Raw genomic sequence first — 21,316 nt, 5'->3', positions numbered from 1 at the left:
TATTGTAAGGTATTTCCTTTTAATTCCTTCTTTAAGATCCTTTCAAAATCGTACTTCCATTCTACGTAATCCAATCCCTTAATTAAAATTTAAAATTGTATTTTATTTAACAAAACCCTAACAACATAATGATTAAACATGTTTATTATTACCTTTTGTATCCTTTACTACTATAGATAATCTATAGTGTAAAATATTAGTATCACTCCAACTATACACATAATCCAGGATAAGGCAGAACTTGAACTGTTTGATATTTTATTCCGAAGATTAACTAAGGTAGGTTTTATCAACTTTCCAAACATTTTATATCCTAAAAATATCAGCAGAGCTGGTAGAACCATTATAATATTGTATACTGCTATAATTGGAAGCCACTGATAAAAAGGTATATCTATTGTAGTTAATAATCCAATAGCTGTAAAATAAGGTAAAGCTGTGCCTGCCTCTATGATAAAAGTCGTAATACCAATGATAATAATTGAGAAAATACTTTGAGTTTTAGGCATTGGAATATTACTTTTTTTATTTGCGGGGATAAAAAAGCTAGTAGTAAATAATATCACCCCTATTACGAAGATTCCCCAGCTAAATATTTTATTTTGAAAAGTATTTGAGAATGATTCTATTATAAAATTTAGGCCTAGCATCATGATGATACCTAATGAAAAATATAAAAGGACAACTGTAAATAGATATGCCAATAATCTTGATGTTAAATTTTTATTGTCTGTTAATACCAGAAATAAAGTAACACCAATAATCGTAGGGCTTAATGTATCTACAAGAGCTAAGCCACCCAAATAAATTAATATATCTGTTCCCATCTTTCCCTCCACGTGAACAATTGTGTTTAAATAACTATGAATTATTACCGAGATAATGTAAATATGCTTTTTCCATAAAGCTAAGGACTTCTTGATCAATTGGATAAAGGTTATATTTTTTTGATTTCTCGGGTGACATTCTAATTTCCCAAAGTTTATCTAAAAATGCATCTTCTTCATTAAAATCTTCACTTTTTTTTACATCCATTCTCTTAATGATATTTTGTATTCGTGTATTACTATAACTAAGGTGCATATATTTTTTTAATTGTCCTACTAAAGCAATCCACTCTAAAGAGTCTGGATCGCTACTAGCCATTTTCGGAAGTTTTTCTAGTACTTCCGTGTTTTTAAAATTTAATTCATTTCGATTATATTTTAATACTTCTTTAGAATCCTTATTATTATATAAGTCCATAATTTTTTTAATCCTAAATTCTTCTCCATCAATTGCTATACCGTTGATTAGTTCCCTTAAACTAATTTCTATCTTTGAAAGACGGTCCTTCTCACTTATAACATAAGATATTTGTTTCATTAGACTATTGGACCAATCCCATTCTTCGGACTCTAACATCATTTTGATCTCACTTAATTGAAATCCTATAGTTTTTAAGAATTGTATTTGCTGAAGTTTCTTCAATTCATTGTTTGAGTATAATCGATGACCTCCTTCAGTTTTTGATACAGGTTTTAGAAGTCCTATTTTGTCATAATATCTCAAAGTTCTAACTGATACACCGCTCAGTTTTTTAAATTCGTTAATATGAAACAAGCTAATACCCTACTTTCTTATTCATTTGTATTTTTAATAAACATTGTTTTTAATCCGTACCCAATTCCTAAGCCAATTAGCACCCCTGGAAAAGCATTATCAAAAATTAAACCCACTCCTGCTCCAATAATAACGCAAGCATAAATAATGAAATCGTCTTTCTTCATATATAGGATTCTCCTTTAAGTTTTAAAGTTAAAGCTCTAATAACAGTATAAAAGATGACGTAAGGTCACTTTCAACTAATTTAAGCATCCCACTGCATAAAATTTGAAACTCACCTTACGTCATTTTATATATAATCTAGTTTAAGGAGGGAGGAAAATGATTAAACAGATAACCAAGTAAAAAACCGACTTTAGAAGTTAAAGCACCTAAGCAATTCAAGAAGAATGAGATATTCACGCATCATTTTTGTTTGCTCAAGATATAGATATTGCATATGGCTCAAAACGATTAGGTCACATTAATATTCAAAAGACACAATATTATTATCTGGATTTAAAGTCAGAAAAAAAGCACCAGCAAGATGCCGATGCTTTAAATCTGTTAAATAATTTGTAAACCAAAACGTTTGTGTATCAACAAGCCTTTAACGTTTTGAGAAAAATACAGATATATTCTAAGTGTAATGAATACATCATAATCCATTTATATCAACGTTTTGGGAATTGTTATATGGATAAAAATGTATGGAAAAGGATTGAAATTGACATTACTTGAACCAACAAGATAGATGTTAGTTGAATACATTTTGCCTATATTCCACTGCTATGTGTACATTTAAAGTCTTTTAATGAACAAGAGCCATTATTTTTATGACACATCATTATCCTATTAAGACAAAAGCCAGCATTAATGCTGGCTTTTTCACTTATCTAAAAAATATTTCCTTTTACATCATTTTTTTGAGGTATGGAATCTTTCGCCATACAAAATGACTTAGCAAAAAGCTTAGAATGATTCCTAAAAATACCGTTATAAGAAATTTAGTCCAGACTGATATTGGTAGGTCATTCAATGTATATTGAAGGAAGACAACTACTGGGACATGGATGAAATAAACAACAAATACATTGTTTGCTAACATCTTTGACCAACGATTAGCGCCGTTAACTTTCTCTCTAAATAAAATTAGAAGACCGATTACAAGTGAAATACACAGTAACGTCTCAATTAATGACCGAGCCAACGAACCGAAGTTTTGTCCACCCTTTAAAAGAAAAGGATCTATCGTATTTCCTCCAAAATACAAAACGGTCACTATTAATATTCCAATTACAAGCCAGATGTATCCTGCTCTCGCACTCATAGTTAAAAACCATTTGCGATGATAAGCCATAATGCCTAAACAAAAGAAACTCACATACTGTGGTACATGTGCAAATTCAGTTTGAATAAATCCTAAAAAAGCTGTCCAATGATCAATAGGAAACCATATCCTTGTAATAAAAGTCACTAAACTAACGACCAACCACAGGGAGAGAATCTGATAAACCTTAATGTTTCTATCAGACTTTTGTGTGAATTCCTTCGATGTAAAGAAGGTCCAGACCGAAAACACAATCGCATACACAAGTAAATGCTCTAAAAACCATAAATGGCCAAATTGCATATCAGGCCATGAAGGCCCAGTCCAATTCGCGGGTTCATTACCAAGTCCAAAAAATATATTAACATAGTAAGAAAAAAATGGGATGGGTTCATAATCTCTGAAATTAATGTAATATAAATACATCAGAATAGGAATCATCACGAGAAATCCCAGTAGTAATGGAATACCAATTCTAATAAGCCGTTCTTTTAAAAACCGTTTCGGCCCTTTTCTTGAGATTGATTGGGGGAGAAAATAGGCTGATAAAAAGAAAAACAAACTCATAAAGAATGCTGCGTTTACAGAGAAAAATTTGCCCAACCAATTGATAGATTCATCATCCAAAAAAAACCACCAACCACCTGGTCCATAAGCTTGTCCAGCATGGTGAGCTACTACAAGCATAATTAAAGCTATTTTTAAATTATCGATGAAATATAAACGATCACTCTCTTTTTTCACCTATAAACTCCTTTCCCGCTAGAAGTTACACTGAGATAATATCAATGTATTTTTTACCATTTTAAGAAAATATCTACATTTTTTAATCAATAACTATTTCGCTATATCATACTTATTTGATATAGATAATAAGTTAATTCCTTTTTCCACTATCCTGCCCCGTCAGTTGAACAAGCTTCGAAAATTTCATTGAATAAAACACTTTAATATGTAATGATTCCATATTCTATATGATACATTTATTCTAATAATCATACTACCAAAACCTACATTTAATAATGCGAATATTTAAATATACCTTGAAGAAAAAAAGGGAGCTGCTTCTCCCTTTTAAATATAGCCTCTCTCTTTTAGGCTAGTAAAACTGGTATCACTATTTACTACTAAGTGATCAAGCACTTCGATGCCTAGTAACTTTCCAGCTTCGTCTAATCTCTTAAAAAGCTTCTTAATTACGTTTTGCAGCGTCCAGAAGATGAATTCAACCTACTTGTACTACTCGCATTAGAAACTGGTATGGTACGTGGAGAGCTACTAGCAATAAGACCTGAGAGCTTATGAATACGGAATAGAAGTTAGACATTCTATCAGTCCCACTTCTGATGACACTTCACTAAAGACGCAAAATGCGAAACGTGATGTTTCTATCAACAAAGAAGTATATGAACTCATTCGTAAAATTCCTGTAAAGAGAATGGTTATATTTTCGGCTTTGGTGGCTTTAAACAATCCGAACAATTGGCTGATTTATTAACAGAATTAAACATTAAAAAAACGACTTTTCACAGTCTAAGAGATACCCATGCATCGTTTTTATTTGCTCAAGATATAGATATTGCATATGTCTCAAAACGATTAGGTCACATTAATATTCAAACCACACAGAAATATTATCTGGAATTAATGCCAGAAAAAAAGCACCAGCAAGATGCCGATGCTTTTTTTCTGTTAAGTTCTTTATGAGGTTCAAGCCGATTTGAACCAACTTGAACCAAAAAACCTTTGTAAACGTTGATACAATAAGATATTGATTAACGTTTTGAGAATTGATGTGCATCCGCACACCGCATAGACCTGATTATTTCCGTTCAAAAATCTGATATTGGAATGTGTAACCCTCTGGTGCTGTTTCTTGCTCATCTGAGGATACTTGTACATAATCCTCCTCATATTTCGGGAAGTATGTATCCCCATTAAACGAATGATTGATTTTTGTAATGTACAAGCGATCTGCGATATTCATGGATAAACGGAAAATTTGCTCGCCACCAATAATCATTATTTCTGGAACATCTCCAGCAAGGGCGAGGGCACCCTCTAAGCTTGTCACCACTTCAATCCCATCCGCATGATAATTTTCATCACGCGTAATGACAATATTGCGTCGACCTGGAAGCGGTCTACCGATGGATTCGAATGTTTTACGCCCCATAATCATTGGCTTCCCCATCGTTTTCTCCTTAAAATATTTTAAATCGCCAGGCAAATGCCACGGCATGCCATTTTCATAGCCAATCACATAATTATTATCATGTGCCACAATTAAAGAAATCATATTGTCCCTCCAAATACTATCGTTCATTATATTATAAACATAATTTTACTTTACAATCAGATTATTTCTGCTTAGAAATTAATTTATTTTCTTATTCGATATTAAATCCTAGTAATTTTATCTGAATAGTTTATAATAGGATTAACAAAAGAAATTTAAAGGATTGATGATGATGACAAAATTAAAAGATGAAGCGATCCGTTATATAAAAGCAAGTGAATCTTCTAAACAATATTATAATTTAACACCACAAGAAGCGAGAGCAATACGTATAGTGCCAAAGTGGACGTCACCTCATAGCCCACAGCTTGCGGCAATTGAGAATAGAAAAATAACAGTTCGAGATGGAGCACAAATTAATGTGCGCATTTATAGACCTGTTTTAGACGAAAAACTTCCTGTTATTGTTTATTACCATGGTGGAGGTTGGGTTTTTGGAAATTTAGATTCAACGGATGCAGGCTGTCAGCTATTAGCAGAAAAAGCGCAAGCAATCGTTGTATCGGTTGATTATCGCTTAGCACCAGAATACCCATTCCCTACACCACTCTACGATGCCTATGACAGTTTGGAGTGGGTTTACGAAAATATCGAAATTTTTGGAGGAGATGCAGCAAACCTTACAGTCGCTGGTGATAGCGCAGGCGGAAATTTAGCAACGGTTGTTGCCTACTTAGCTGCAACATTAAATGGACCAGCAATTAAAGCACAGGCACTTATTTATCCTGTAGTCAATGTTGATTTTACAACAGCTTCTTACAATTCTTACGGCAAACATTACGGCTTAGACAAACAAGGAATGCAGTGGTTTGCAGGTCACTACACTGAAAAAGATAACTTTATGGATCCACTTGTTTCCCCTCTTCAGATTGAGGACTTAAGTGTGTTACCAAAAACAATAATTATTGCTGCAGAGGCAGATGTCCTTTACGATGAAGGTCTTGCATACGCACAAAAACTTTCGGATGTCGGAGTCACTGTTGAACACGTAAACATGACTGGTTTAATCCATAGTTACTTTAGTAAAATGAATTTTTTCGAAGAAGCGACTATTGAAACAGCTGAAAAAATTGCTAATTTCGTGAAATAAGTTTGTCTATCAGCATAAAATAGTGCGATAATAGAGCAAAATGTTTTTTTAAAGGATGACAACATGACACAAACTATTGCTTTACAAATTAACAATCCATTTTCTGATCAATTAAAAAAAGGATATCCGCTCATTTCAAAAGATGCAGTTGATGCACGCCATCTTCCTAAAGAAGAAGGTGCACTTCTAAGACTTACGGATAATCATAACCGTTTTATTGGCACAGGATACTATGGCTTACAAAACAAAGGTATTGGTTGGGTGCTATCAACCGATGCTAACGAAAAAATAGACAAAGCCTTTTTTATGAAAAAATTTAAAAAGGCCATACAAAATCGTGAAGCATTTTTCAACGATCCACACACAACAGCCTTTCGAACATTTAATGGTGAAGGTGATGGCATTGGCGGTTTAACAGTCGACTTTTTCGATTCTTATTATATGGTGAGCTGGTATAGCGCAGGCATTTATTCATTTAAAGAAATGGTATATGAAGCACTTGCAGAGACAGTTGATTACAAAGCCATTTATGAGAAAAAACGTTTCGATACTAAGGGACAGTATATTGAACAGGACGATTTCGTCATGGGAACACCTGGCGAATTTCCGATTATTGTAACGGAAAATAGTATGAAATACGCTGTTAATTTAAACGATGGAGCCATGACAGGTATTTTCCTTGATCAAAGAGAAGTGAGGCTTGCCATTCGTGAACGTTATGCAGACGGTAAAAATATGCTAAATACGTTCTCCTATACGGGAGCATTTTCTGTTGCAGCGGCACTTGGAGGAGCAATAAAAACAACAAGTGTAGATGTTGCAAAGCGTAGTTTAGCGAAAACAATTGAGCAATTTAGCGTCAATAGCATCGACTACGAATCACAGGATATTAAAGTCATGGATGTCTTTAACTATTTTAAATATGCACAGCGCCATAATTTAAAATTTGACCTTGTCGTTTTAGATCCACCTAGCTTTGCACGTACGAAAGAAAGAACATTCTCAACTGCGAAAGACTATCCTAAATTACTCGTAGACACAATCGCCATTACGGAGAAAGACGGTGTCATCGTTGCTTCAACGAACAATGCAAGCTTTGGAATGAAAAAGTTCAAAAGCTTTATTGATCAAGCATTTAAAGAAACCAAAACAGCCTATAAAATTGTTGAAGAATATGGCTTACCTAAGGATTTCCGTGCCCCACGTGAATATCCAGAATTCAATTACTTAAAGGTTGTATTTATTAAAAAACTCAACTAAATGAACCTAGACAGAATCGTTCCCTAACGGTTCTGTCTTTTTGTTCGGGAAAATATTTTGATAATCCCTTCTGTGTAATTGTTTGAATTTTCTATTTGTTATACAATCAAAATATCCCATTCCTAAAATTTGGGATGATATTCTCAAATGTACAAGTTCATTGGAGTGGAGACTGGGAGACTCCCTGGGGATTAGTGAATAGAGGAACGGAAATCAACCACACGCTATGGTTAGTGTCATTAAACAGTATATTGATAAAAGGAGATGGTTGAATGGGATATGTTCGTGAAAAGTTAATAATTACTTCAGAAAGACTCGTTCTTAGATTATTTCAAACATCTGATGCAGAAACGGTTACAAAGCTTTGCAATAATTATAATATTTATAAAAGTACCATGTACCTCCCTTTTCCATATAGCTTAAACGATGCATTATCGTGGATGGAACATCATTACGATCATTTTATGGAGGATATTTCGTATGAGTTTGCAGTTACAGATAAGGAAACTGGCGAATTATATGGAGCCATTGCATTATCGAATAATAAAGATTTTAATCAAGGTGAAATAGCCTATTGGATTGGCGAGGAGTATTGGGGAAAAGGCTATGCCACGGAGGCTGGGCAGTCGATTGTACAATTTGCTTTTGAAGAAAAGAAAATGCATAAAGTGTTTGCTCGATATTTTTCATCGAACCCCGCTTCAGGAAAAGTAATGGAGAAGATTGGCATGAAACAAGAAGGAATTTTAAAGGATCATATCATCAAAGACGGAAAATATGAGAATTTAGTGTATTACGGAATAATTAATGAATAGCGAAGTTTCTCAAAAAGATGTTTCCGACCATTTAGTTCCTTTACCTTAATTCTTCTTTTGTTAAGGCTGTTTCTAAAAGATTATTGCTGTTACAGAGTTACTCTACAAAATGTGTAGAATCCACTCTGTTTTTTGTTTGATGTTTTGTATATAAAATATGTAACTAAAGCCCTCGTTTGTTTTGTAAAATGATAATATAGTAATTAAATTTTAACAGCTCAAACAAGCATAACCCCGTTCTAAATTTAGGACGGGGTTAAAAATATAGTTGTTTAATTTTTGATGTAAGATACTTCACTATACTGAAAAATATAACAATAAAATCCTTTAAAAAATCTAAGTTTTATTCAACAATCGCGCGGACAATAAGACTTACTACAATAAGAAAAAGAGCTGCCGTATCATGTTTGTTCAGCAACTCTTTCACCGGTTGTTTAGAAATTATTAATTATAAACCTAAAGCACCCCCTTACTTTAAGGGGATTTCTTCACGAACTAAAGGAGAATGAGCCAATTCTTTATTACAGGAATGCTCCTCGTTAGTTCAACAAGGAAAATTTATCTGTCTATTGATTAAAGTATTGCAAAATAATACCTTTACCTTCTTCTACTTCTACTTCAGCATAAGCCCCGTTTATGAAAGTGATTTGTGGTGGAACATGACCGCAATCCACGTCATAAATAATAGGTATCCCAAGCTCATCAGAAAGTTCTTTATAAACATCTTCAACCGTGTAGTTATTTACAGGCGTATTTGCTTCACTTCGACCAAACATAATACCTGAACAATGTTCAAGCCAACCAGCTAATTTCATTTGTACTAATGACCTTCTTAGATCTGTTGTGTTCAACTCGCAATTTTCTAAATACCATAATACAGGCTCTCCAGTGATATATTGTTTTCTAAAGTTTTGTACATCACCAAAAGCTGTACCAACCAAATGTCTTATTACGTCTATGCATCCACCAAGTAAACGACCTTGTATCTTAACTTTTTGATTTGACACAGTTTTCCAATAGGTTTGTTCTGTTAAATTAAAAACACATGGAGACGGAGAATTGTGTTGCCATTCTTTTTGATATTTAGCTGATGAATGTTGAAGGACTGATTCTCCAATTTTTGTCGATAATACAGACTGCCACATTGCAGTGGTGTCATCTGAAAATTCCCCTCTTAAATTCACAAGATTTGTACCATGAGCAGTAGCTATACCTGTTTTTAATGTGATTGCTAGTAATAATGCACTTATATCTGAAAAACCTAATACCCATTTATTTTTTATATTTTCAAAATCAATTTTTTCAAGTATTTCAATTAACAGTTCTCCACCCCATGGAGGAATAATGATATTTATATTATCATCACGCATCATTTCATTAAACTCATCTGCACGTTTTTCGGCAGGTGCGGATTTGGCTTTTTCTTGAGACCAAACCGTATCACCACAAATGATTTTAAATCCTTTCGATTGCAGACGCTCACATAATTGTTTAAACATATCCTGTAACTCAACTTGTACCCCAAATGAAGGTGCCGTGACTCCTATGGTTGCATCTTTTTCTAAAAACGGGTATTTAATCATATGGTATCCCCCTTAATTTTTACCAAATGCAATTTAGTCGAACAATAACTATTTTCTACTTAAACTAAACTGCACCGTAAGTTGAAGAGCAACAATCTTTACGAAAACAGCCTTTGTTAACTAGGCATGTAAAAATACTAGATGGCCAAAGAAATATTTTCACTTCTTTGGCCACCAATATTGCTCTTATAGATATTCCACAAACCAATCCCTAATATATTCTAGTCTATTGATTCTTAACGTTGGTTTTCCGCTTCTAGAAAGTTCATGATTAGATTCAGGGAAGCGAACAAATTTTGTTTCTTTTTTACGATGTTTTAAGGCGATAAATAATTGCTCTGCCTGTTCAATCGGACAGCGATAGTCTTTTTCGCTGTGTAAAATTAACAGTGGCGTCTCCACATTGTCTACATATTTAAGTGGCGAATGATTCCATAACTTCTCTATATCGTCTAGTCCCGCTTGGATTTGCCAGACATTGAAGTAGTAGCCGATATCACTTACACCGTAAAAACTAATCCAGTTAGAAATGCAACGTTGCGTAACAGCGGCTTTAAAGCGATTTGTATGACCAACAATCCAGTTAGTCATGAAGCCCCCATAGCTCCCACCTGTAACGCCGAGACGGTTTTTGTCAATGAAATCATAATGCTCCAATGCATAATCAACAGCGGCCATTAGATCATTATAATCATTACCACCATAATCACCACGAACCGCATCAACAAATTTTTGACCGTATCCATGGCTTCCTCGAGGATTCGTATAGAGAACCGCATAACCTTGAGCAGCAAGGATTTGGAATTCGTTAAAATAGGAGTTGGCATACATAGCGTGCGGTCCACCATGAACTTCAAGAATAAGTGGATATTTCTCCCCTTCTTCATAGCCAATAGGCTTCATCATCCAGCCGCTTACTTTCCACCCGTCTGCCCCTACATATTCAATTGCTTCAGGAACAGATAATACTCTCGACTTTAAAAATTCTTCATTTACATTTGTAAGCTGTTCCTTTTCACCAGTATTTAAATTTACGTAAAATAGATCGCCAGGATTTGTAGTAGTGCTGATGGCGACTACCGCTCTATCATTTTTATGATCAAGTGAAAAACCATAGACATACTGATCATCATTAATAGCTGGATATAATTCGCCAGATAAATTGCCAAAATAAATAGTTGTATTTCCGTGATCTGTCACTTGGAAGTAAAAACTTTTATTATCCTCCAACCATTGGACACGCGGAGCAGCAACACCTTGAAGGAAATCACCGACAACAAAATCACCAACAGGAGCGTCAAATTCACTCGTTACACATGTCGTATTGTTATTTTCCAAATCATATATCCAGAGCTTTGCTTGTGTGGCATTTTCAAATTCTCTTTCATTTCCAACATAAGATACGTAGCGGCTATTCTGTGACCATGATGTTTGGTAAAACACCCCTGTTCCTTCTGTTAGCTTGCGACCATGTTTCGTTTCTAAATCTAATAAGTAGATATCACATATGAATGAAAAGTCTTGATCCTCCGTTAAGTCCGCAATGTATGAAAGATATTTACCGTTTGGAGACCATGTACCAAGCTGTAAATTATGTTTCCCTTCCGTAACTAGCTCTAATTCTCCAGATTCCAGGTTGACGATGGCAATTTGAGAAAATTGCTCCATATCAACAAACCCAGCAGCATCTGATTTATATTTCATCTTTTCTACTTCAAGTGGTTTTAGTTCTTTGTCATCTTTCTTATCATTTTCAGCTTTATCATAAATGCTGTCATTTTTTCCTAACTTTATTGAGAAAGCTATATTTTTACCACATGGAGACCATACAGGTGATGTCGCACCGTTTTTACAATTAGTAAGTTGTTTCGCTTCCCCACCTGCTTTTGAAAGCACAAAAATTTGTGGCTTGCCATGTCTCGTTGATACAAATGCGATTTTACTGCCATCTGGAGACCATACAGGTGAATTCGTTTTATCTTCACCAAATGTCCATTGTTGAGGATTTTTTTCATTTAAGTTTATGTAAAATAAATTAGACATGTAGTCCTTTTTCTTCTCATCAATACGAGTCTCTACATACACAACTTCTGTTCCGTCAGGTGATACTTGTGGATCTGCCACGGATTTTAATTGGTATAGATCTTCTGGTTTTATCCCTTGTTTCGATGTCATATTTTATATCCCCTTTGCGCCGAAATTTCATTACTTAGTAGAATATTTCGACGCCCTAAGTATTATTCCTGCTTTCAAAGGAGAAATTGTTTTTTTATCCCAGAGAGGATTTTACAATAGCATGTAGTACAATTAAAAAACCGTAGCTGCTTCGCAATAATTACCAAGAGCTACGGACATCATTTATTTCAAAGATTGATTTTGGGATAAGTGGTTGTGTACGCATTTGAGTAACGACATAAGCATTTTATCGGGTAGAACGAGATGCTGATGAAGCGGCTCTTCGGACACACCCTGGTAAGCACTCAGTCAGTACGGAAATCACACTCCCGTTATGATGGTCTTATTTTTTAACATTTCCCAATAATCCGCAGAATTTGTTCTGCGATAAAATTTATAAAAAGGTTCATTCGGACGTGCACGTTCCTTATAGAGCTCAATGATTTGCTTTAAAAAACCTTCAATATGCTCCACTTCTACTCTTTTTGCAAACAGAGTCCCGGCTTGTGCATTTGGACCCATTGGCACTGCCCCTAAATAGACATCAAAGCTATCCTTTTGGTAGACAAGCCCAATATCATCATAAACCGCAATATAACAGGCAGAGGCACAACCATTTACGTTTAAACGTAATCTTGTTGGGACAGTTATCCCTTCTAAAGAATGATATAGCTGTTCAGTAATTGGGGCTGCCTCCATCTTATCACCATCACAAAAATCACAAGCCTTCATAGCCACACTTGGCCCTTGCTTTGCCACATACAGACCAGCGTCTTGTAGCTCTTTAGTTGCATCTGTTACATCTACTGTTGGAATTGATAATATTATACTGTAAGATGCGGAGTATTTGATTGCACCAGTTTCTCCTACAACCTTTGCAATTGTTTGAAATTGTGCCGGAGAATAATGCTTATTAATAATACCTGGGCTTACGGCAAGACGGGTAAAATCTCCATTATTGTTTAGTTTTGCAAATGTTTTGTCGGGTATATTTTTACGAAATGCATTCATAAATAATTCTCCTTATGAAAAGAGGGCTAGCAAAACGCTAGCCCCATATTTTTTCTAGTTTTCAAAGTTATCCGGATAGAAGCCTTTCGCCAAAATTTGAATAGCTTCTGCAACACGAACTCCTTCTGACGCGGCAGAAAGCGGTAAAATCACAAAGCGTTCATTTTTTACTGCTTCCGTTTCTTTTAAGGCTGGATCATTTTTCAAGAAATTTATTTTTTCTTCCGCCGTTGTTTCTCCATAATCAACGACAACAACAACTTCTGGATTTCGTTCTACTACATCCTCTTTTGACACCGTAGTCCATCCTGATTCCACATCACCAAAAATATTTTTACCGCCAGCAATAGTTACAAGCTCATTCATGAAGTTTTGTCCAGCAGTAAAGACATCTTTATCACCACTGTCAAACACTAAAACTCGTAGTTCTTTTTCATTTTGCGGTAATTTCGCACGGACAGCATCTACATCCTTTGTCATTTGTTTAATTAATGCTTCTCCACGATCCTCAACGCCGAAAATTTTTGCGATATTTCGAATATCTGTGAAAATATCTTCTAAAGTTGGTTTCGTCATATTTGAGGATGTATGTAAATAACTGTGAATACCTAATGCCTCAAGCTCTTCCTGTGTACCAACACCTTTCTCTCCAAAGGCGCTTTTCCAACCACCGTATAAAAAGTCTGCACCTGCATCAATTACTTGCTCCTTAGAAGGATACTTTTCAGCTATTACAGGCACTTTATCGTAGGCAGCTTGCAGGGGCTCATAAATTTTATCATCTAAGTATGCCGTCCCTACCATTGAATCTTCTAAACCTAAAGCCAGCATAATTTCTGTTACGTGTTGATTTAAGCTAATCGCTTTTTTAGGTGCTTCCTTATATACTTGTGTTGTTCCATTATTTTCAATTGTTACTTCTGTCGTTTCAGCTTGTGAAGGCTCTACCTTCTCACCTATTGCAGCAGATTCTGGTTTGTCCTTTGAGTTACACGCGCCTAGTACAGCGATCAATGCTATTGCAAAGACAAGCCATAAGTGTTTCCATTTCTTCATGTCCTCTTCTCCTTTGTTGTTAAATATATAGAAAGAAATCATTAGACTTCTGTGCTACCAAGTTAGTTTTCTAGAAAAGGGCATAAAAAAACCCCTTGTTTCCAAGAGGTTAGCATAGTGAAAGAAAGGTTCTTCAACCTGTTCACTATCCCCATCCTCGTGGTTTAAGTAAAAGAAAACTAATTGGCAGGTATCCTGGCTTAGGTTCATCATCTATACACCTTCACATAGCATAGCTACAGTGGCATTTCGTATAGACTCTCCATTACAGTTGCGGGACAGCATCGGATTTGCACCGATTTCCCTTTTAAGCAAATGACAAAGATCATTTGCACCAATAGGTCGTTTTTATTTTGTTGTAAATGATATTGCAAGATTAATAGATTCACAATCTCATAAAAATATCAAAAAATTATTATCATAAATATATTAACACTATTCAGACATAAATACTAACTATTTTTATACGAAATATTTTTCAATCCAATTCTGTTACAATGTTGATAGATGAAATAATAGAAACGAGGATTTTTTTATGCATGTAACAATTGGAGTACTCGCTCACGTTGACGCAGGAAAAACAACATTTTCTGAGCAGTTACTATTTCATACAAACAGTATTCAAGCCCGCGGGCGAGTAGATCACCAGGACACATTTCTAGATAATCATGAATTAGAGCGTCAGCGGGGCATTACAATTTTTGCGGAGCAAGGTCGCATGACGATTGGAAACGATACATATACGTTAATCGATACACCAGGACACGCCGATTTCTCCCCAGAGATGGAGCGCGCCATTCGAGTTATGGATTATGCCATTATTATTGTTAGTGCGGTTGAAGGAGTACAAGGTCATACAGAAACAGTGTGGCAACTGTTACGCCAATATCACGTCCCGACCTTTTTCTTTATCAACAAAATTGACCGTGAAGGGGCAGATGTTAAAGCCGTTATGGCACAGCTTCATAAGGATTGCTCTGAGGATGTACTACTCGTAAATGAACCGCTCCGTTCAGACTATGTTCCTTATTCGATGATGGAATGGCTTGCCGAACGTGATGAGCAGCTTCTAGATGCTTTTCTTAATGAGACATTGGATAGCGCAAGCTGCCTTTCTCATTTACAAACGATGATTAAACAGGAAATGGCCTTTTTGTGTTTTACTGGCTCAGCCTTAAAAGATATTGGGATAAAGGAATTCCTAGCACAGCTTCCCCTACTTACAAAGACACATTTTCATAACGATGCCCCGTTCCAAGGTGAAGTGTTTAAAATTCGTCATGATGGACATCAACGTTTAACTTTTTTAAAGGCCTTGCAAGGAACGTTACATGTGCGTGATGAATTTTCATTTGGAGATGTAACAGAAAAAGTGACTGAAATACGGCAATATAATGGTAGTCGTTATGAAAGCGCTCAAGAGGTCGAAGCTGGGGAAATTTTCGCAGTTAAAGGGATTAGTAAAGCTAACATCGGAGATATCATTGGTAATTCCGGTATCCCACAGCCCTATGAATTAGTACCAACATTACAGGCGAAAGTACAATATGAAGGTGATCAGCATATAAAGGAAATATTAAAGATTTTCCGCACACTCGAAGCAGAAGAACCATCATTACGTGTACTATGGCATGAAAAATTCCAAGAAATTCATGTTCATATTATGGGTGTCATCCAACTCGAGGTTCTTATCGACGTGCTTAACAAACGCTTCTCGCTAGATATCTCATTTAGCGAACCACAGATTTTATATATGGAAACGATTGCAACAACCGTGACAGGCTATGGTCATTTTGAGCCATTAAAGCATTATGCAGAAGTACATTTATTAATGGAGCCAAATACACGCGGTACTGGTAATACATTTGTCAATGCATGTCACGCGGATGATTTATCGGTTGGGCATCAACGACTCATTGAAAAACATTTATTCGAGCGCGATCATCATGGGCTGTTAACCGGTTTTCCTGTGACAGATATTCGCTTCACTCTCTTAACGGGGCGCGCACACATTAAACATACTGACGGTGGCGATTTCCGCGAGGCAACATTCCGTGCATTACGACAAGGGCTGGAGCAAGCAGAAAATGTATTACTAGAGCCCTATTACCGCTTTAAGCTCAAAGCGCCTAGTGATTTTATCGGTCGCATGATGACCGACATTCAGCAAGCTGCTGGTACATTTGACGCGCCAATCTTAACAGAAAATGATGCGATTTTAACTGGCCGAGCCCCTGTCGTAACATTTATGAGCTACAGTACAACCTTTGCCGCCTACACCAATGGTAAGGGTGTACTTTCTCTACAATTTGATGGTTATGATATATGTCACAATACAGAAGACATTATTGCGCAAATTGGCTACGATAAGAACGCCGATCCCGAATATACATCTTCTAGCATTTTTTGTGCAAAAGGCAAAGGCTACTCCGTTCCATGGCATGAAGCAGAGGCAGCTATGCATTGTATTAAGTAAATTTAAAAACAGGACATGATTTGTTATATATCATTGTCCTGTTTTTTTATGTTTCGTGGGGATTTGTTTTGCTTCCGCGGGTATTCTTGCTTCGCGCGGGTATTCTCTTCCCTTCCGCGAGTATTTGCTTTTCTTCCGCGGATATTCTGCCCTCGCGCGGGTATTTAACTCCCTTCCGCGGGTATTCTCTTCCCTTTCGCGGGTATTCTGCCCTCGCGCGGGTATTTAACTCCCTTCCGCGGGTATTTGCTCTGCTTCCGCGGGTATTCTGCCTTCGCGCGGGTATGCTCTTGCTTCGCGCAGGTATTTGATTCTCCCATTAGGGTTCAAATCAAGATAGGATTTAACCAATTTATAGCATACACCGTATCCAGATAAACTAGGAAGGCCATTACCTCCCATTATAAATTCGTGAGACCGAGAAATACGGTGTTTACTTTGTCTACCAGAGGATCTTAATACAACTTCGGAGCTTTCCGGAGTTTAGTTGCTTGTTCAAATGAAAATGCAAGTTTTATAAGTACATCTTCACTAAATGCAGTTCCTGCGAAAGTTATACCAAACGGTCTCCCATTTTCCATATACCCTGCTGGGACGGCAATAGACGGATAACCAGCTTTTGCACTAATTGTCGAACCTATATAGGATGGAAAGATAATCGCATCTAATTTATATTTTTTTAATGTATAGTCGATTCCTTGGTCTTGAGAAAAATACAAATCCTCTAATTTTGCATTTATATATTCAGGATCTCTTAAGGTATTCGGTAAATTCTCTCTCGATTCCAATTTATCCTGCCCATATTTCAACGACTTTCCTTTTGATCGTTTATTAAATTGAATTAATTCAGAGATAGAATGCACAGGCATGTGAGAAGGTAGATTGACAAGGAAATTATTTAAACTATGCTTTAATTCATATTGCGGTACTCCCCATTTCCAGTCTCTATGGAAAGAAGGAATCTCGATGTCTTCAATAATAACGGCTCCTTGCCCTTTTAAAATCTGAATTGCATTATGAAAAAGTGTTTCATCATATTCCCCTGAGTCATAATAAGCTTTTGAGGCATTATTATAAACACCAATTCTAGCTCCATTTAATCCTGCAGCATCTAAAAAAGGGGTGTAATCCTTATATAACCTTTTTTCACTTTTATATGTAGCGACGTCGTCTTGATCTACTCCTGTTAATACTCCCAATAAAATAGCTGCATCTGTTACTGTTCTAGCCATTGGCCCTGCTGTGTCTTGAGAGTATGTAAACGGAATAATGCCTTGACGACTAATGAGCCCAACAGTCGGTTTTATGCCTACTACTGAATTTTGAATTGCAGGACTTAAAATCGAGGCGTCTGTTTCAGTCCCTATTGATAAAACCGAAAAGTTCGATGCAACTGCTACTGCTGATCCTGTGCTAGATCCTCCCACAAAAAGTTCTGGATCACCATAAGGATTAAGTGTTTGTCCACCTCGAGAACTATAGCCTGCCCACATCGTACTTGACATACCGTTTGCTAATTCAGTCATATTTGCTTTCCCTAAAATAATTGCCCCCTCTTCACGAAGCTTTTTTACTAGAAATGCATCCTGCTTAGCTATATAGTATTCTAATGCTATTGTTCCTGCACTAGTATGCATAAAATCTTTCGTTTCGATATTGTCTTTTAAAACAACTGGAATTCCATGTAGAGGCCCTCTAGCCCCTTTTGTCACTCTTTCCTCATCTAAAGCTTCAGCAATAAATATCGCCTCAGGATTAATTTCAAGCATAGAATTAATTTTTCGTCCACTTTGATCATAGTTAGCAATTCTATGTAAATAATACATAGTTAATTCTTTTGATGTTATATCACCTTGTACCATAGCTTTCTGAATATCGATTACTGACAATTCTTCTTTAAGAAAACTATTAAAATATTTCTCCATTCATGTTCCCCACCCTTCCTTCAAGATTATACCAACAAAATAAATTTATACCTAAAACATAATTAAATTTCAAAGTCTCCTCAGGACTCGCAATCGGATAAGTATGCATTCTAACTCAAAGCTCGACAAGTAGTTAACGTATAAACATAAATGTTAAACTGCCCCTCACATATCAATCTAGTGGCTTAAGTGTATTCATATAACCGGTGCTTCTGTTTGTCTCACACTCTCCAATTAATTACCAAATAATGATCTACTGTGCTACACTTTCTATATAGATAAAATTTTTCAGTTAGTTTAGAAATGGGTGGGAACGGGATCATATGAAGAAGCTTAGAGGTATTTGGGGTGTCACAATGTGCATATATGGCGTGTCTATATATATCAAATATTTTCAAAAAGTCAGTGAAGGATGGAATATAACCCTTCATGTTTTATCAGGAAGTCTATGTATTATAGGAATTTCATTAATTGTTCAAGCAATAAAAATACATAAATAATCTAAAGCTACTATTTCAAGAAAAGATCAGGTTTAGAGGTGAATGAAATTGAATAATATTAATATCCAATTTGGAACACTAATGCTTTTTCTAATGGTGCTTTTTTTAGTAATTAGTACTTTTGGATTTATCATTAGAAAGCTGTTAGGTGTTGAAAGAAAGAAATGGTTTTCTTATAATCACATTAACGAAAGACATAAAAAACTAGATTGGTCTGTACGAATAATTTTTATTAGTTTATTTTATATTAGTTCGTATTTTATGATTGACAACGACACATATGGAATTCCTTGGTATTTTGAAACATGGTTTATCTTTATTGTCTTTTTAATAACATCTGAAATGCTACGAGCATATATGGAATGGAAATACGCGGAAAATAAAAGAGATTTTCTTGCTACTATCGCCGAAATGATGTTTATGATTAGCATAGTATTTTTGACGATAACAACTGATTTTTTCGGCTTATTTACTGTTTAATTCCGAAGCTATTAAGCGATCGATAATACCGGCTAATCAATGCACTTGATATAAAAAAGGCTATTTCGCAGAAAATTTACACCTGCAAAATAGCCTTTTTTATTAAGTAATATAGTTCTTTCAATTATTGTCCACTAAATCTTTGTGTAAGCTTTTGTAAATTTTCAGCTTGTACACATAAGTCTTCCGACACTACCATGTTGACCGCTTGCATAGAGACACTTTGCTCATCAACTGACTGCAGAATAACCTCAGTATAATTAGATAATTTATCCATTCCGTTTGCGATTGTCGATACTAATTTTGTCACTTCATTCGAGCTACTTGAAAGCTCTTCTGCTGTTGCGGAAATATCCTCTAGCTGGTTCGTCATTTTGCTAACATGCTGAGAGATTGTACCAAATGACTTTGTAGCCTCATCAATGACATAGACGCCCTGTTGAACGTTTTTCAAGTCCTCTTCGACAGAGGTAGCCACTTGTTTTGTATCGCTTTCTATGCCTACTACTAGCTCGACAATTTGAATAGCTGAATCCTTAGATTGCTCCGCCAATTTTCGAACTTCCTCCGCTACTACTGCAAAACCTTTACCATGTTCTCCAGCCCGCGCCGCTTCAATCGCTGCATTTAATGCAAGCAAATTCGTTTGATCTGTAATAGCCGTAATCATGTCTGTCATAGTCTTGATATCTGTCATTTTACTTGATAATTGTTGCATTAATTCACTTGTTTTTTCAGTGGAAGTTGAAATAAACTCCATTTGATTTTTAGCTACGTGTAAAATTTCCGCACCTTTGCCTGCAATGTCATTTGCCTCTTTTGCATGATCAAATACGTCTTGCGTTGCCACAGTAATACGTTCAATGCCATCAGCAGTTTCCTGCATTGCAATAGCACTCTCATTTGCAGACTGAGCTGCTTTCTTAAGTCCCTCAGACGTATTCTCCATTTGTGAATCAACTTCGTTAACCGCATTTGTAATTTCATTTGTACTTGCTGATAGCTCCTCGATGCTCGCTGATAAATCTGTAGAACTACTCGCAATTTCTTGTGTCATCGTATGTAATTGTTCTTTCATCTCTATAAACGCATGAGCTAACTTCGAAATCTCATCATTGGAATTTATCTCAATACGAGCAGTATGAAAATTCCCATCAGCTATAGCTTGAGCAGATTCAGCTAATTGATTAATCGGCTTAATAATTTTATATTTCACATAGAAAATATACGAAATCGTCATAGTCATTCCAATTATCGTTAATAAAGTGGATAACCAATCTAATGAAGTTACATTTGATAGGTCAATAATTAAAATGACACCCATAAGAACACTTAAAGTAGAAAAGCCAATTATACTTCTTTTCCGTAAACTCATACTAAACTCCCCCAACTATATTATTATTCTAATGTTGTTATTATAGTTTAAATATCCTAAAATTCCTATAAAAAAGCCCAACTTTTGTAAAAACAGTGAAACATAGAACTCACTTTGCTTTAGAGAAAGTGCTTTTATGACGTTGAAAGAATATTGCGTCAATAAAGTTGTGATCTAAAAGTTCGACTCTTCAGCAAAACGAGGGGTTGGTTTCCGTTCCGACTGGGCACTTTCCTGGAGGCGTCGTGCCAACAGATGGTTTTTGCGCGAAAGCGAAGCGGCAGCAGCAGTTGGTTTTTGCGCGAAAGCGAAGCGGCAGCAGCAGATGGTTTTTGCGCGAAAGCGAAGCGGCAGCAG

The 21,316-nt window shown here is 35.8% G+C and carries 19 protein-coding genes and 1 riboswitch; of the genes, 6 read left to right on the top strand and 13 right to left on the bottom strand.

Features of this window, described 5'->3' with window-relative positions:
- Positions 1 to 170 precede the first annotated feature (170 nt).
- From ACQKNC_RS07650 to ACQKNC_RS07630, 5 genes are all read right to left on the bottom strand, one after another.
- Entirely contained in the window at positions 171 to 827 is a 657-nt protein-coding gene (locus tag ACQKNC_RS07650; protein WP_427424246.1) for a GAP family protein, read from the bottom strand.
- Positions 828 to 861: 34 nt separating this feature from the next.
- Entirely contained in the window at positions 862 to 1,602 is a 741-nt protein-coding gene (locus tag ACQKNC_RS07645) for a MerR family transcriptional regulator (protein ID WP_427424245.1), read from the bottom strand.
- 17 nt (positions 1,603 to 1,619) lie between these two features.
- Positions 1,620 to 1,769 (bottom strand): hypothetical protein, encoded by a 150-nt coding sequence (locus ACQKNC_RS07640; RefSeq protein ID WP_427424244.1) that lies wholly within the window; start codon positions 1,767 to 1,769, stop codon positions 1,620 to 1,622.
- A 728-nt stretch (positions 1,770 to 2,497) separates the two neighbouring features.
- The gene (locus ACQKNC_RS07635) at positions 2,498 to 3,658 is read right to left on the bottom strand and encodes an acyltransferase family protein (protein WP_427424243.1); all 1,161 of its coding nucleotides are present in this window, start codon (positions 3,656 to 3,658) and stop codon (positions 2,498 to 2,500) included.
- A gap of 330 nt (positions 3,659 to 3,988) precedes the next feature.
- Positions 3,989 to 4,057, bottom strand: a complete 69-nt coding sequence (locus ACQKNC_RS07630) for a hypothetical protein (RefSeq protein ID WP_427424340.1) — start codon at positions 4,055 to 4,057, stop codon at positions 3,989 to 3,991.
- Between the two features lie 339 nt (positions 4,058 to 4,396).
- On the opposite strand from ACQKNC_RS07630, the gene ACQKNC_RS07625 reads away from it, so the two are divergent.
- Positions 4,397 to 4,621, top strand: a complete 225-nt coding sequence (locus ACQKNC_RS07625) for a tyrosine-type recombinase/integrase (protein WP_427424242.1) — start codon at positions 4,397 to 4,399, stop codon at positions 4,619 to 4,621.
- A 115-nt stretch (positions 4,622 to 4,736) separates the two neighbouring features.
- Here ACQKNC_RS07625 and ACQKNC_RS07620 read toward each other — a convergent pair whose 3' ends face one another.
- A complete protein-coding gene (locus ACQKNC_RS07620) occupies positions 4,737 to 5,213 on the bottom strand; it encodes a dihydrofolate reductase (protein WP_427424241.1) in 477 nt (158 codons plus the stop codon).
- A gap of 172 nt (positions 5,214 to 5,385) precedes the next feature.
- On the opposite strand from ACQKNC_RS07620, the gene ACQKNC_RS07615 reads away from it, so the two are divergent.
- The 3 genes from ACQKNC_RS07615 (at position 5,386) to ACQKNC_RS07605 (ending at position 8,378) form a co-directional block, all read left to right on the top strand.
- Positions 5,386 to 6,303, top strand: coding sequence for an alpha/beta hydrolase (locus ACQKNC_RS07615; RefSeq protein WP_427424240.1), 918 nt, complete (start codon positions 5,386 to 5,388; stop codon positions 6,301 to 6,303).
- Between the two features lie 63 nt (positions 6,304 to 6,366).
- Positions 6,367 to 7,563 carry a class I SAM-dependent rRNA methyltransferase gene (locus ACQKNC_RS07610; protein WP_427424239.1) on the top strand — a complete coding sequence of 399 codons (1,197 nt, stop codon included), beginning with the start codon at positions 6,367 to 6,369 and terminating at the stop codon, positions 7,561 to 7,563.
- A 272-nt stretch (positions 7,564 to 7,835) separates the two neighbouring features.
- A complete protein-coding gene (locus tag ACQKNC_RS07605) occupies positions 7,836 to 8,378 on the top strand; it encodes a GNAT family N-acetyltransferase (protein WP_427424238.1) in 543 nt (180 codons plus the stop codon).
- Positions 8,379 to 8,944: 566 nt separating this feature from the next.
- On the opposite strand, the gene ACQKNC_RS07600 is transcribed toward ACQKNC_RS07605, so the two are convergent.
- The 4 genes from ACQKNC_RS07600 to ACQKNC_RS07585 form a co-directional block, all read right to left on the bottom strand.
- A complete protein-coding gene (locus ACQKNC_RS07600; protein WP_427424237.1) occupies positions 8,945 to 9,961 on the bottom strand; it encodes a S66 family peptidase in 1,017 nt (338 codons plus the stop codon).
- Positions 9,962 to 10,147: 186 nt separating this feature from the next.
- Entirely contained in the window at positions 10,148 to 12,136 is a 1,989-nt protein-coding gene (locus tag ACQKNC_RS07595) for a S9 family peptidase (protein ID WP_427424236.1), read from the bottom strand.
- Positions 12,137 to 12,457: 321 nt separating this feature from the next.
- Complete coding sequence (locus ACQKNC_RS07590) at positions 12,458 to 13,147, bottom strand: precorrin-3B methylase (protein WP_427424235.1); 690 nt, start codon at positions 13,145 to 13,147, stop codon at positions 12,458 to 12,460.
- 54 nt (positions 13,148 to 13,201) lie between these two features.
- Positions 13,202 to 14,203 (bottom strand): ABC transporter substrate-binding protein, encoded by a 1,002-nt coding sequence (locus ACQKNC_RS07585; RefSeq protein WP_427424234.1) that lies wholly within the window; start codon positions 14,201 to 14,203, stop codon positions 13,202 to 13,204.
- A gap of 168 nt (positions 14,204 to 14,371) precedes the next feature.
- A riboswitch (cobalamin riboswitch) is annotated at positions 14,372 to 14,557 on the bottom strand.
- Between the two features lie 181 nt (positions 14,558 to 14,738).
- On the opposite strand from ACQKNC_RS07585, the gene ACQKNC_RS07580 reads away from it, so the two are divergent.
- Complete coding sequence (locus ACQKNC_RS07580; protein ID WP_427424233.1) at positions 14,739 to 16,679, top strand: GTP-binding protein; 1,941 nt, start codon at positions 14,739 to 14,741, stop codon at positions 16,677 to 16,679.
- Between the two features lie 455 nt (positions 16,680 to 17,134).
- On the opposite strand, the gene ACQKNC_RS07575 is transcribed toward ACQKNC_RS07580, so the two are convergent.
- Positions 17,135 to 18,604 (bottom strand): amidase family protein, encoded by a 1,470-nt coding sequence (locus ACQKNC_RS07575; protein WP_427424232.1) that lies wholly within the window; start codon positions 18,602 to 18,604, stop codon positions 17,135 to 17,137.
- A 548-nt stretch (positions 18,605 to 19,152) separates the two neighbouring features.
- Here ACQKNC_RS07575 and ACQKNC_RS07570 point away from each other — a divergent pair.
- Positions 19,153 to 19,584, top strand: a complete 432-nt coding sequence (locus ACQKNC_RS07570) for a DUF4181 domain-containing protein (RefSeq protein WP_427424231.1) — start codon at positions 19,153 to 19,155, stop codon at positions 19,582 to 19,584.
- A 124-nt stretch (positions 19,585 to 19,708) separates the two neighbouring features.
- On the opposite strand, the gene ACQKNC_RS07565 is transcribed toward ACQKNC_RS07570, so the two are convergent.
- Entirely contained in the window at positions 19,709 to 20,959 is a 1,251-nt protein-coding gene (locus ACQKNC_RS07565; protein WP_427424230.1) for a methyl-accepting chemotaxis protein, read from the bottom strand.
- A gap of 174 nt (positions 20,960 to 21,133) precedes the next feature.
- Positions 21,134 to 21,316 (bottom strand): hypothetical protein (locus ACQKNC_RS07560; protein ID WP_427424229.1); only part of this gene is annotated, 183 nt, incomplete at its 5' end.

Origin of the sequence: Lysinibacillus sp. NPDC094177, assembly GCF_050279145.1 — a bacterium.
Classification (GTDB): Bacteria; Bacillota; Bacilli; order Bacillales_A; family Planococcaceae; genus Lysinibacillus.
The sequence above is the reverse complement of the archived record's forward strand: the minus strand, read 5'-3'. Positions and strand labels throughout refer to the sequence as shown.